This window comes from Streptomyces sp. NPDC104307 (genome assembly GCF_055584045.1).
This window is the reverse complement of record NZ_JBVJMU010000030.1, coordinates 1-13,162: the sequence shown is the minus strand read 5'-3', so window position 1 is coordinate 13,162 and position 13,162 is coordinate 1. Positions and strand designations below refer to the sequence as shown.

Below are 13,162 nucleotides of genomic sequence, written 5' to 3'. Positions count from 1 at the left end.
GAGAGTGATCCGGCTGCGCAGTGTGGCGACGAGGAGTTGTCACTGTCCTCGATGGGTGGGAGGTATCGGAAGGTATCCGTGTGGGAGAGGGAGGCAGCTCAGCAGGGGAGGGTTCCTTACGCATCGCTCGCATCCAGCCACAGACAGGGCACGTGCCTGGTGTCGCCCTCTCTGTTGTCTGGTCGGCGGTTGAGGTGACACGGGTCAGGGCCATCGAGATCGCCCACAGCCTGCTCCGGGCCGAACATTCCTTGATCACCTGTCCTGCCGGTACGGAGCCAGAGACTCCTGACCGTTGGCGGCGAAAGAACCGGAGGTGTGCCTGCCTTGTCCGCGTCCGCACCCTCTCCTTGCCGGAGTCCTACGCATCTGACCCGGCTCTTCGTGACGGCACTCCGGGAGCGTCGTCACGAAGAGCCAACGGGATGGCTCCCAGATGTTCCGGCGATGCCCGGATACGCCTGGAGCTCTTTCTGTGGAGCTGCCCGTGGGTCCGCGTACCAAGGACGGCTGTCCACCGGGCACGGCTCCACCCTGGGTCTCCAGGCCCCCCGCTACGGTCCAACTCGGCACTCGTGAGGCAGAGACCCGCCGGGCTCGACACCGAGGAACGCGCCGTACACCAGGGGATACACCAGTCGCTCCCGCGCCCGAATGCGACGTACAAGGGCGTTGGCGACCACCGACCGGGCGGGAAACGGCAGGCGGCCGAGCACGGGGCCTCCCGCCGCTACCGGAGAACGCCTTGACCACCCGTCGGCGTACCGCGAGCGCGGCCGTGAACTCCGCCTGCGTACTGCCGCCGCCGACGCACTTCCGGCCGCATCCCGCAGCGAGCACGACGGCTGATCCGGCACGGGGGAGTCGGGTGACGGCGGGGACCCGGACAGCACGGCCCGGCCCACGCCGCCTCCTGCGCGGAGCCGCGGATTCCCTTCGTGTCCGGGGGACCGCAGTGCCCGGCAGAGCCCCTGGGCAGGTCCTCAATCAGCGGCCGCCTTCCTCGGACCGCCACCGACGAGCGGCAGTCGGGGCGTCGCGTGCCCCGCAGCCGAGGCGCCCCCGGGAGGCGAGGCACGTCCCCCAGTACGGGGAGAAGGCCGGTTCGGCATGGAGCGCCCTGGACCGGCGGGGGAGGGGCGCTCCGGCCCGGAGCCCGGACCTGCCGGGGGAGGGCGTCCGCCGGGCCGGGGCCCGTAGAGGGCCGTCGGAGCCCATGAAACCCGATTCACGCGCGACGGCGGCTTCCGGGAGAACGGCTCTCACAGAAGTCGTTCAACTGCGTACCACCAGAAGTCGTTCAACTGCCGTCTACCTGGTGCGCAGGCACGGCCCGACAAGATGCCCGGAGGCCCTGGGCCCCCGGGTCCGAGGTCCGGGGGCCCAGGGAAGAAACGGCGGCGCGACGGGCCGTGGACGGTCGCAGCCCTCCACGCCCGTTCCAGCGTTGCGCGAAGGATCCTCGTGCGCGGGGCCGCATGGTGGAGGATCCGAGCGATCGAAGGAGTCCCGTGTGTATGGCGGTGACCGGAACCATCGAGGGCAGGGGCCGACATGACGATGCTGCGTGAGATCCTCAACCGGCCCGCTCCCTCGTTCTCCTTCGAGTTCTTCCCGGCGAGGACCCCGGCCGGCATGCGTGCCCTGTGGCAGGCGATCCGCCAGGTAGAGCGCCTCGCACCCGACTTCGTCTCCGTCACGTACGGGGCGGGCGGCTCCTCACGGGAGCGCACCATCGAGGTGACCAAGCGGATCGTCGCGGAGACGACGATGCGCCCGGTCGCCCATCTCACTGCGGTCGGCCACTCGGTGGCACAGCTGCGCCACATCATCGGCCAGTACGCCGACGCGGGTGTCCGTGACGTCCTCGTCGTACGCGGGGACCCGCCCGGCGATCCGAACGCGCCATGGATCCCGCACCCCGACGGCCTCCGGTACGCCCATGAACTGGTCTCGCTCGTCCGGGAGCTCGGTGACTTCAGCATCGGGGTGGCGGCCTTCCCCGAACGGCATCCCCGCTCGCCCGACTGGGAGAGCGACATCAGGCGCTTCGTCGCCAAGTGCCGGGCGGGCGCCGACTACGCCCTCACTCAGATGTTCTTCCAGGTCGAGGACTACCTGCGGTTGCGTGACCGGGTGGCCGCAGCGGGCTGCGACATCCCGATCATCCCGGAGATCATGCCGGCCACCGACGCCCGCCAGATCAGCCGCTTCGCCGAACTGAGCGGCGCCGCGTTCCCCGAGGACCTGGCACACCACCTGAACGCCGCCCGCGAGGACCCTGCGCTGGGATTGCGCATCGGCGTCGAGTACGCCACCGCCATGGCCGAGCGGCTACTGGCCGAAGGTGCCCCGGGGCTGCACTACATCACGCTCAACCGATCGACGGCGGCGCTTGAGATCCACCGTGCCGTGACCGGTTCCAGGAGTGTCCGGCGAGTAGAGATGCTCCCTGGCTGACACTTCACCGACCTGCTGAGACGGAGGACCACGTGCAGGACATCAAGGAACAGGACATCGGATTCGGATTCGTTCACGAGGCAGTGGACTTCTCCCCGGGCTCGACCCCGCCGCTGCGGCTCGCGGGAATCGACGAGGACGACATCGCCGAGCCGCACGTCGTACGCGGTATCGACTGAACCGGATCTGTGCGGATGTGTTAGAAAGCCGGAATGTCGTCTCAGCGCGCCCTGCTTCCCCGTTCGGCGCCTGCCGCCTCGGGGATATCGTCCTGTTCGATCTCCGCGATGCTGGACAGGCTCGAAGCGCGATCGGGCGAGAGCCACTCCATTATGGTCGTGCACCGCGGTCACGTCGTGGCCGAAGGCTGGTGGGCGCCGTACTCGGCCGACCGCCCGCACCTTCTCTACTCGCTGACCAAGTCGTTCACGTCGATCGCCGTGGGGCTCGCGATCGACGACGGGCTGCTCTCACTGGACGACCGCGTGGTGGACGTGCTGCCCGACCGCGTCCCGGCCGACGTGTCGGAGCAGGGTCGCCGCATCACCGTTCACCACCTGCTGTCCATGACGTCCGGGCATCCCACCGACAGCCTCGCCGAGGCGTGGGAGCGGGAACCCGACGACTTGGTGAAGGGCTTCCTGAGCCTGCCGTTCGCCACGGCCGAGGGAACGCGGCACGTCTACGACAACTCGACCACCTACATCCTGGCCAGGATGGTGGAGCGGGTCACGGGCCGCGGTCTTCCTGAGTTTCTCGACGCACGCCTGTTTACGCCGATGGGCATCGATCACGCCGAGTGGGACCGGGTGGCCAGTGGCGCCGCCTTCGGATTCCACGGACTGCACCTGACGACCGAGGGCATCGCCGCCTTCGGTGAACTGCTGCGGCGCGGAGGCATGTGGGGCGATCAACAGCTCGTACCGCGCGGGTGGGTGGAGCTGGCGACCAGTCGGCACATCGCCAGCGAGTGGATCCTGGACGGATCGGACCAGGCGGACTTCTCCTACGGCTACGGCTACCAGTTCTGGATGTCGCGTCATGGCTACCACGGCCATGGCTCCTATGGGCAGCAGTGCGTGGTGGTCCCGTCCCACGATCTCGTCGTCGCAGTAACCGCCCAAGGAGAGTCCCAGGACGTGTTCGACGCAGTTCGGGAGTGCCTGCTGCCCGGCGTGGGTCAGGCGGGGAGTACCCAGGACGACGAGATCCTCGCTGACCGGCTGGAGCGACTGTCGCTTCAGCCGGTGCCGGGTTCGGCCGCCCCGGGACGGGCGGTCAGCGCGAAACTCGACGCCTCGGCCGAGGGGTCGGCCCTGCCCGACGGGACGACGGTCACCGTCGATCCCATCGATGGCGGATGGCTCGTACGATTCGAGTCGCTCCTCGATGTCGAGGTCGGCCACGGCGACTGGCGGGAGTGCGCCCCGCTCGGCCGGCCGATCGTCGCGGCCGGTGCCTGGCAGGGCAGCACCTACGTCGCCGATCTCTACGTCATCACCACTCCGCACCGCGTGCGGCTGGCCGTCGACGCCGACGCGGGAACCGCGACGGCGACCTGGAGCACACTGCCCCTGACCGGCCCCAGCCTCGAACTGCACGTGCGGTCGCCGCTGATGACACGACCTGACGTTGCGTAGGACGGCGCTCCAGGACCTCCAGGACCTCTTGGACGTACACCGAGTTCCTCTGATCAAGCGGAGCGACCGAAGCGACCGAAGCGACTCTGAAACCGGGTTGGGTCTCCGCGCCGCCGGTCGCTCGGTCTTCGGTCGCTGAGCTCCAGCCGGCCGGCGACCGAAGACCGAGCGACCGAAGAACTTCTCAGTCGCTCGCTCAGTTTTCAGAAAACCCCAGGTCGGAGCAGGTATAGAAGAGGGAAAGCGACTGAAGCGACCCAAGGGTCGGGTATATAAGAACATTCGCGTGTGTGCGCGTGCGTTATATATAGAGATGTTGAGTCGCTTCAGTCGCTGTTTTAGCTTGTGTGCGCTTCTGACCTGCAGTTTTCCAGAGCTACTGGAGCAGCGACCGAAACGTCCAGAGTCGCTGGTGTCTGGACGTTTCGGTCGCTGCTGGCTTCTTCGGTGAGCTGAGGGCCCTGTGATCCGGCATGACGACCTCGTTTCCTGCCCGGAGAACCCTGGGTCGTCAGTGCTTCGATAACCTATGTTCGTCGTTGAGTCGCTTTGGTCGCTGATGGGGGTGCGCATGGCTCATGAGCTGGACGTTTCAAGCAGCGACTCAGGGCAGCGCGGGTCCTTGCCCGTAGCGGGGCCGCCGAGTATCGCGCTTGCCAGGTGGTGTGCGAGCCGGGGCTGGCCGGTCCATCCGCTGGCTCCGGGACGCAAGACGCCGACGGCGAACTGCGAGGCGTGCCGTCAGCCCGGCCACGTCCGCGATGGGTGTGCCTGCCTCCTGGCCGGCCGTTGGTGCCATGGCTTCCACGCGGCCACTCTGGACTTCGCCCGCATCGAGGAATGGTGGTCCGCCCGTCCCGGTCTCGGGGTCGGGGTCGCCTGTGGACCCGCCAACCTCGTGGTCATCGACATCGACGCGCATGGACAGCCTCCTCCGGACCGGGACCGGCTGCTGCCGGGCATCCCGATTCCCCGCAGCGTCGATCTGAGCGGACTGGCCAACGGATTCCACACGTTGGGTGTGCTGGCCGCTCTGCGGGGCGAGGTGAGCCCGGCGGACGACGAAACGACCCTGCGGGTACGCACACCGTCCGGAGGCCTCCACGTGTGGTACCGCGCCCATGGCAGCCACCGCTGGCAGTGCTCCACCGGGTCCAACAGCCCCCGGGCGCTGGCCTGGCAGGTCGACGTCCGGGCCCATGGCGGGTACATCGTCGTGCCGGGCACCACCACCACCGCCGGGACCTACACGCCGGTCGGTCCGACCCGTGAGCCCGCGGCCCTCCCGAGCTGGCTGGCACAGGAGCTCGCCCGCACCGGTCACCTCCCGCCCGCGCATGTGCCCGCTCCCCGGCCTGTCCCGCCCCGGGCACGTCAGGCGGTCATCGCGGCGGGTGGAGGCCGTGACGCGTCCGCAGGGACTCTTTCGAGGGTCCTGGGCGAGGTGACGGCCTGTGCGGCTGTCCCGGAAGGGGCCGCCTTCAACACGAAGCTCAACCGGGCCGCGTACACCGCCGGGGGGCTGGTCGCCGGCGGTCACCTCTCGGAGGCCGCCGCCGAGCAGGCGCTGAGAGAGGCGGCCGAGCAGGCCCGCCCCGGTCAGGACCGCCGTTACGGAGCCATCATCCGCAGCGGTCTCAACGCCGGCCTGCTGCGCCCGCTGTCCCCGGGAGGCCGTGCGTGATCTCCGGGGACGACAACGCCCTTTTCGACGCGCAGGCCGTCGCCGCGCAGATCCTCGCGCAGGCCCCCGTACCGCTGCCCGCGCAGGGCGGCGAAACCGCTGCGGACCAGCCCCCGGCCGGCGAGGCGACAGCGGCGGGGCTGCTGCCCGACACACTCACCGACCGGGGCAACGCCAAGCTGTTCGTCAAGCTGTACGCCAACGACTACCGGCATGTGCCGGGCCTCGGCTGGTACCGCTGGGACAGCACCCGCTGGCAGATCGACGAGGACGACACGGTGATCTGGGCCGCGGGAGACCTGGCAGAGAGCATCGCCGTCACCGATCCGCGAGGCCTGTACACCGGCGCGGCGCTGCACCGGCACCGCGGCCGCGCCCTGAGCACCAGCGGCATGAACGCGATGCTCACGCAGGCCAAGGCCGCCCCAGGCATGGTGCTCAACGCCGCGCGGCTGGACGCCGATCCGTACGCGCTGTGTACCCCGGCCGGCATCGTCGATCTGCGTACGGGGCTGATCCGGAAGCCCGACCCGGACAAGGACTTCCACTCCCGTTCCACCAGTGCGGCACCGCAGTCCGTGGCGACGCCGCGCTGGCACCGGTTCCTCGCCGACACCTTCGGTGAGGATGCCGACGGCGCGGAGATGGTCGATTTTCTGCATCTGCTGCTCGGCTACTCCATCACCGGAGATGTCGGCGGCCAGGTCATGCCCTTCCTCTTCGGCTCCGGCAAGAACGGGAAGTCGGTCCTGCTGGACGTCCTGATGAAGCTGCTCGGGGACTACGCCGACGCCGCCCCGCCCGGCTTCCTGATGGCCCGCCCCTACGAGGGGCACCCCACCGACCTGGCCGAACTGCACGGTCGGCGGGTCATCGTGTGCAGCGAGGTCAAGCCCGGGGACAAGTTCGACGAGGCCAGGGTCAAGCTCCTGACCGGTGGCGACCGTATCAAGGCGCGCCGCATGCGGCAGGACTTCTTCAGTTTCGAGCCGACGCACAAGCTCTGGCTGCTGGGCAACCACCGCCCCGAGGTCGGCACCGGTGGCTTCGCGTTCTGGCGGCGCATGCGGCTCATCCCGTTCGAACGTGTCGTCTCCGACGACCGCAAGATCGACAACCTGGCGGACATCCTCGTCACGGAGGAGGGGCCGGGCATCCTGAACTGGCTCATCGAGGGCGCCCGTCGGTACCTGACCGGTGAGAAGGTCCTGACCGGCCCCGAACGGGTCCGCATCGCCACGACCGCCTACGCCGAGACCGAGGACCACACAGGGCGCTTCATCAGCGAATCCTGTCGGGTCGACGGAGGTCTGAGAGTGGAACAGGCCACGCTCTACGCGGCCTATAAGTCCTGGTGTCACAATGAGGGTGCCCCGGCTGTTTCGTCCCGAGCTTTTGCGGCCAGGGTTCGTGAAGCGGTCGGGCTGGCATCACCCAAGGAGATGATCCTGTCCAACCAGCGGAAGTACTACCCGGGCATTGGACTGTTCGCTGATCAGGAGACAGCATGAGCGCCCTCATCGCAGAGGACGAGATCAGCCACGAAGTCGACTTCGTCTGGCTTGAGGACATCGGTGATCTCGACTACGTACGACAGAGCCTCGACCGGTTGCCGACCCGCCGGGGGAAACCCGCCTACCACCGGGACGGCCGCATGGTCGGGTACACCCTGCTGGGGCCGCAGGCCAAGCCGTCGCGCTCGTCCGGTACGTTCCGCCGCCGGGTCTTCTGGCTGCTTCCGCACGACCGGGACAGCGCTCCTGACGGCCTGTACGCCACCGGAGCGCCCGCCGAGGGCGTGGACCCACGCACGCTGATGCCAGGACGCAAGGGGCGCAAGACCGCCCGTTCCGAGGGCAGGCCTCCGTCCCTGGCGGTGCGGGAAACAGGCACGACCCTCCCGCTGTAGCGGGTAGGCCCCGGGGCCTGGGCTCCGCCTCCGGGCCGTGAGCCGCCGCCCGGGGCATGAGTCGGTGCCCGGGGCAGATCTGCGGGCCGGCACGGGCGATTGGGCGTTTCCGTCCCGGGTGCCGCGGCCTCCTGAGCTCAGGTGACTCGCCCGCCGGGGGAAACAGACCGACGCCTTGCTTCGTCGGTGCTCCGAACGCTCCTCCGGCGTGGAGTATGTCCCCTTCCTCTTGTCTCATGAGCCGCCCCGGCATCCGCCGATGAGGTTCGTGCTCCGGAGCTGAGGGGAAGGACGTTGCAAAGAACCGTCCAACCGGTATATTTCTCGGCGGAGAGGTGCTCCGCGAGAAGAACGGGGCGAAGCCCTCTCCTGCGTTTCCGTATGTGGTCCGTTGATGACCAGGAGCGTGGGGACGCTCCGGGCGCAAAGAGGGGGAGGCCCAGGATGACTGGCCGAATATCTGCACAGGTGATGGTGGTCGGGGGAGGCCCGGTCGGCATGCTGATCGCGGCGCAGTTGGCCGCGCAGGGCGTGGACACGGTGGTCCTCGAATCCGAGGCCACCACCTCGGAAAGGCCCAAGGCCACCACGCTTCACGCCAGGGCGGTTCAGTGTCTGGCCCGGCGCGGCTACTTCTTCCCACCGGCGTCCCGGCCCGCCGGCCGGACGGCCACCATGCCCTTCCACTTCGCCGGCATCCCGGGCCTGTCCATCACGGCCCCGGAGGCGGAGCCCAATCCGATCCTGAAGTGTCCCCAGGTTGAACTCGAACGACTCTTTGAGGACCGGGCTCGGTCCAACGGCGCGCGGGTGTTGCGCGAGCACCGGGTGACGGAGATGGTGCAGGACCGCGACGGGGTACGGGTCATCGCGGAGACCCCGCAGGGGCGCCGGACGTTCACTCTTGAGTACGTGGTGGGGGCGGACGGCGCTCGCAGCACGGTCCGGGAAATGGCGGGAATCGCCTCCGACGTCAGCTCGCCGACCATGTCCGCGATGATGGGCCTGGTCCGTATCCCGGACGATCAGGCGATCCCGGTGGGCTGGCACCGCACGCCCAGGGGCTGGCTCATCGCCAAGAAGGGCTCCGACGGCCACACCCTCATCCACACGCTCGCCAGTGGAGATGGTTCCTCCAGCCGACATGTCCCGCTCACCCTGGCCGAGTTGAGCAGTCAGGTGTCGTGGATCGTCGGACACCCGGTCACGATGACCGAGCCCCGCTGGCTCAGTCGGTTCAGCGATTTCACCCGGCTCGCCCGGACGTACCGTGCCGGACGTGTCTTCCTGGCCGGGGACGCCGCGCACGTGCACTTCCCGATCGGTGGGCAGGGCCTGAGCACCGGGGTGCTGGACGCCCTCAACCTGAGCTGGAAACTTGCCCTCGTGGTGCGGGGTGCCGCGGCCGACGGACTGCTCGACACCTACGGCATGGAACGTCGGCCCGCTGCCCAGAGGGTCATCGACAACACCCGTGCCCAGGTCGCGCTGATGGGCCCCGGCACCGAACTGGACTCCCTGCGGACGCTGCTCACCGGACTGCTGGAGTCAGGCAGGGGCAATGACTTCCTCAGCGGGATGATCAGCGCCCAGGACACCGTGCTTCCCGCGAGCCCGCGCTATCGGTCCCCCCACGAAGGAACCTTTCTGCGCAACCTCGAACTGACCACCGCCAAGGGCCCGTCCGACCTGATCGGACTGCTGGGGGAGGGCGGTGAACCGCTCCTGCTGCTCTTCGGCGAGGGCGGCAGGAGCTACGCGGACACGGCGCGGGCCTGGGAGCAGTCCCTGCGTGTGGTCCACTGCCTGCCGACGCGCTCCGTGCCCTTCTCGGCGGTGCTCGTGCGCCCCGACGGATATGTCGCCTGGGCGTCGGACGGTGGCGGACCACTGGCCGACGCGCTGGCGGCGTTCTTCGGGATGGACGAGAGCCCGGGGCCGGTGACGGCCCCCGACCTGGAAAGGGTGCCGGCCTAACCGACCGGAATACCGGCCTCCTCGTCGAGTACCTCGCTCAGCTCGGTGAAGACCGCCACCCCGCGAGTGCGTGAGATGTCCACCGCGGTGAGGACGGACGCGATCACCACGTTGGGCAGCAGATGACGGAGCAGGGAGCAGACCCGCTCGGCGAGGTCCTGGTACTTGCTGAGCGCCTGCGACATCGCCTGGACACCGGCGAAACAGCCAACCAGGACGTCGGAGGTCTCCCGGGGTACTACGTGAGGAAGGAGCTCTCCCTGGGCCTGCGCCTGGTCGAGGAGCCTCCTCAGGACCTCGCCCCAGTTCAGGAAGGGGCCGCTGCGGTCGAGGTCGTGCGCCTGCTGGTCCAGGGACAGCCGCACCCCGGCGCGGACCATGGGGTCCGTCTGCAGCCGGTAGGCGTGCAGCATGATGACGTCCACGAGCTCCTGTGTCTTGCAGGCACGTTCGGGGACGCCCAGGCGCTGTTCCTGCTCACCGAGCACACCCTGGGCCAGCTCTTCCTTGGACTGGAAGTGGAAGTACAGGGCCCCCTTGGTGACTTGCGCCTCGCTGAGTATCTCGGCGATCGTGGCTGCCTGGTAACCGTGCTTCTCGAACACGTTTGCCGCTGCCGACAGGATCGTCTGACGTGTACGGATGGCTCGATCCTGCTTCGCCACTCTCGCCTCCTCCACTTACATGACTACTACATTGAAGACACCGTAGCGCATGAAAAAAACCGGCTAGTATGTATCTTACAGTGGTCGGCGCCCACAGCGAATGGGGGGAGAGCATGATCGAGTCACCTCACGGAACCGAAGCCACCTCGAACCCCGGCGCGGCGGTCTGCTTCCCAGGCCCTGTCGGCGAGCCGGGACGGACAGGGAGGGTGCCCGATGATTCTGGTGACAGGTGCGACAGGGACGGTCGGCCGGGAAGTGGTGCGTTCCTTCCCGCCCGGCGTGCCGCTGCGTCTCATGACCAGGAACCCCGCGGGCGTCACGGTCACGCGGCCCGAAGTGGAGGCAGTGGCCGGGGACTACGCCAGTCCTGACTCGCTGACCCGGGCGCTGCGCGGGGTGCGTAAGGCCTTCCTCGTCACGAGCCGGGTCGCCGGTGACGAAGGCGCCGTCTTTCTCCGGGCGGCGCGGGCGGCAGGTGTGCGGCACGTCGTGACGTTGTCCGCGGCCTCGGTCACCGACGCGCGGGCCGACGACCTGATCACCCGTTGGCAGCGTGCCAATGAGGAACTCCTGCGGCAGTCCGGAATGGCCTGGACCCTGCTGCGGCCTCGTTCGTTCATGTCCAACTGCCTGTCGTGGGCGGGGACGGTCCGCTCGGAGCGCGTCGTGCGGGCTCTGTACGGGACGTCGGCGAACGCGTGTGTCGACCCGCGCGACATCGCAGAAGTGGCGGTGCGGGCGCTCACCGAGGACGGACACGAGGGCGCGGCCCACACGCTCACCGGACCGGAGGCGATCAGCGCGGCTGAACAGACACGGTTGCTCGCGCAGGTGCTCGGGGTGTCGCTGCGCTTCGAGGAACTGGCGCCGCAGGAAGCGCACGCCGCGCTGCTGCGCCGCCACCCGCCCGAACTGGCGGACGCGTTGCTGAGCAGTGCGCGGCGGCAGCGGGACGGAGCCAAAGCAGCCGTCGGAAGCGGGGTCCGCGAGGTGACGGGGCGGCCCGCCCGGTCGTTCGCCGAGTGGGCCGGGGACCATGCCGATGCCTTCGCCCCGAGTCGGCCTCATGAGAGCGAAGGCATCGGCACAGGCGGTTCAGCTCTCGGTTGAGAGCGTCTTCACCGTGGAGGTGAACACCAGGTCCCCGTCCTGGTGGGCGGTCACCAGGACCGACTTCTCGACGCCGGCCGTACCGGGCAGGTGCTGCGCCTGGATCATGCAGGGCGAGTCCAGTTCTGCGTACCGGTGGAACTCGCTCACGATGCCGATGGGCAGCATCGTGGAGTTGTCGAGGGCCGCGGCCGCCGCCTGACGGGCTGCTTCCAGGAGCACCATGCCCGGAACGTGGTCGACCGGGTGGTCGAAGAGGACGTGGTGGCGGGTGTCGGCTCTCAACTGCCAGCGATTCGTCTCCCCGACGGGGGAGAGCACCACGTCGATGGGCGACATGCGTCCGACCCTCTGGGGCGAGGCGGGGGCCATGAGGGGGAGCCGGGGGCGGCCCTCTGCGGTGCAGCGGTCTCCCCGGAGCCTGCGGTAGACGGCCGGTGTGGTGCAGGTGAAGGAGCCGCCTCCCCGCACGGCCGGCTTCCCGTCGCGGTGGATCACCGCTTCGTAGCGCAGTCCGGTCAGGGCGTTGCCGCGTCGCTTGACCTCGGTGCAGGTGACGTCGATGTCGAGTGCCGCGGGTGTGCCGCCGATGAGGACCTGGTCGGGCTCGACGGCGTACTCAAGGTCCCACATCAGGAACTGGTGGCCGAACGGAACACCGAACTCCGCGTGCGCGAGGAGCGAGCCCACCTGACGTATCGTCTCGGCCGCCAGCAGCGGATCGTGGTGTGCGCCGATGGGGCTGAAGAAGCTGTGCCCGCGGGGCCACTGGGCCGTCACCTTGAAGTGGTCGTCATCCTCGCGCTTCCAGTCGGTGAGCATGACCTCGGCGACGGCCGCCCGGTGGACGAACTCCTTGGGCACCGTGGTCGTCAGCGACGGGAAGCGGAACAGGGGAGGCGCGATCGACGAACCCGACCGGGTGTCCCGTGCAGATGCCTCGTTCATGAGCGGGTGAGCAAGCTGGATCGTTGCAGCAGTCATCTTTCCCCCAAAAACAACGGTAACGAAAACCGGTGAGCCCCTCGCGGGACACCAAAGATACATACCAACCGGTTTAATTTCTACCGCCCTTTGGTACTCGCCAGAAGCGAAACCGCGAGCTCCGCTTGCGAGTGTGATGACGCCTTCACATCTTGCCCCCGGACGGGGAGCGCCCCCCACGATCGTCGCTCGACCACCGCTCCAGCCTGCTGCTCCAGGGTTTCCCGATGAGGAAGGGGACCTTCATGAGTGGATTCCGCCGTGACGTGGCCGGGGTGGCGCGAGTGGAGCGTGGCAGGGCGAATCGGGACGAACTGATCGCCCTCAACGAGGCTCTGCTGTCGGTACTCGCGCGGAACCGGGTCGCGGCCCATGCGCGCGAGGGTGGCGCGGAGGGGCGCCCGGCCGTGTGGCGGCGCTGGGAACAGGCTCCGTACAGGGCGCCGCAGAGCTGGCGTTAGTGCGGCTGGAAGTGCGTTCCCGCAGTCAGACCGCCCGCAGGCAGAAAACCGCTTAGGTGGTTTGTTACGCTTAGTTCAATGCCGAGAGGCAACATCGAGAGGGGCTGTGGCATGTCGGTGGGGAGGCTCGCCGGGGCCGGTGAGCCGAGCGACACCCGTGGCCGGGTGGCGGAGCTGCTGGCGCTGCGTGAGCAGGCCCGGCGCGGGCCGAGTGACCGGGCGACCGAGGCGCAGCACGCCAAGGGGAAGCTGACGGCGCGTGAGCGTAT

General features: G+C 68.7%; 11 protein-coding genes. 9 read left to right on the top strand and 2 right to left on the bottom strand.

The window, feature by feature from the left end:
- The first annotated feature begins 1,554 nt into the window (after nucleotides 1-1,554).
- From metF to ACZ601_RS38470, 7 genes are all read left to right on the top strand, one after another.
- Nucleotides 1,555-2,460, top strand: coding sequence for a methylenetetrahydrofolate reductase [NAD(P)H] (metF, locus tag ACZ601_RS38500; protein ID WP_469546755.1), 906 nt, complete (start codon nucleotides 1,555-1,557; stop codon nucleotides 2,458-2,460).
- Nucleotides 2,461-2,492: 32 nt separating this feature from the next.
- Nucleotides 2,493-2,639 carry a hypothetical protein gene (locus tag ACZ601_RS38495; protein WP_440575880.1) on the top strand — a complete coding sequence of 49 codons (147 nt, stop codon included), beginning with the start codon at nucleotides 2,493-2,495 and terminating at the stop codon, nucleotides 2,637-2,639.
- A gap of 33 nt (nucleotides 2,640-2,672) precedes the next feature.
- Nucleotides 2,673-4,100, top strand: a complete 1,428-nt coding sequence (locus ACZ601_RS38490; RefSeq protein ID WP_469546753.1) for a serine hydrolase domain-containing protein — start codon at nucleotides 2,673-2,675, stop codon at nucleotides 4,098-4,100.
- 571 nt (nucleotides 4,101-4,671) lie between these two features.
- The gene (locus ACZ601_RS38485) at nucleotides 4,672-5,784 is read left to right on the top strand and encodes a bifunctional DNA primase/polymerase (RefSeq protein WP_469546751.1); all 1,113 of its coding nucleotides are present in this window, start codon (nucleotides 4,672-4,674) and stop codon (nucleotides 5,782-5,784) included.
- Nucleotides 5,784-7,295 (top strand): DNA primase family protein, encoded by a 1,512-nt coding sequence (locus tag ACZ601_RS38480; RefSeq protein WP_469546779.1) that lies wholly within the window; start codon nucleotides 5,784-5,786, stop codon nucleotides 7,293-7,295. The genes ACZ601_RS38485 and ACZ601_RS38480 overlap by 1 nt, the downstream gene beginning before the upstream one ends.
- Nucleotides 7,292-7,693, top strand: a complete 402-nt coding sequence (locus ACZ601_RS38475) for a DUF6009 family protein (protein WP_440575877.1) — start codon at nucleotides 7,292-7,294, stop codon at nucleotides 7,691-7,693. The genes ACZ601_RS38480 and ACZ601_RS38475 overlap by 4 nt, the downstream gene beginning before the upstream one ends.
- A gap of 444 nt (nucleotides 7,694-8,137) precedes the next feature.
- Nucleotides 8,138-9,670 (top strand): FAD-dependent monooxygenase, encoded by a 1,533-nt coding sequence (locus ACZ601_RS38470; protein WP_469546748.1) that lies wholly within the window; start codon nucleotides 8,138-8,140, stop codon nucleotides 9,668-9,670.
- Here the strand turns inward: ACZ601_RS38470 and ACZ601_RS38465 are convergent.
- Nucleotides 9,667-10,335, bottom strand: a complete 669-nt coding sequence (locus ACZ601_RS38465) for a ScbR family autoregulator-binding transcription factor (RefSeq protein WP_469546745.1) — start codon at nucleotides 10,333-10,335, stop codon at nucleotides 9,667-9,669. The genes ACZ601_RS38470 and ACZ601_RS38465 overlap by 4 nt on opposite strands.
- Nucleotides 10,336-10,551: 216 nt before the next feature.
- On the opposite strand from ACZ601_RS38465, the gene ACZ601_RS38460 reads away from it, so the two are divergent.
- Nucleotides 10,552-11,448: an SDR family oxidoreductase gene (locus ACZ601_RS38460; protein ID WP_469546743.1), complete on the top strand. Its 897-nt coding sequence runs from the start codon at nucleotides 10,552-10,554 to the stop codon at nucleotides 11,446-11,448.
- Here ACZ601_RS38460 and ACZ601_RS38455 read toward each other — a convergent pair.
- The gene (locus ACZ601_RS38455; RefSeq protein WP_469546741.1) at nucleotides 11,434-12,396 is read right to left on the bottom strand and encodes a ScbA/BarX family gamma-butyrolactone biosynthesis protein; all 963 of its coding nucleotides are present in this window, start codon (nucleotides 12,394-12,396) and stop codon (nucleotides 11,434-11,436) included. The two genes, ACZ601_RS38460 and ACZ601_RS38455, sit on opposite strands and share 15 nt — an antisense overlap.
- Before the next feature lie 281 nt (nucleotides 12,397-12,677).
- On the opposite strand from ACZ601_RS38455, the gene ACZ601_RS38450 reads away from it, so the two are divergent.
- Nucleotides 12,678-12,893, top strand: a complete 216-nt coding sequence (locus tag ACZ601_RS38450; protein ID WP_440579422.1) for an acyl-CoA carboxylase subunit epsilon — start codon at nucleotides 12,678-12,680, stop codon at nucleotides 12,891-12,893.
- The last annotated feature ends 269 nt before the right edge of the window (nucleotides 12,894-13,162 follow it).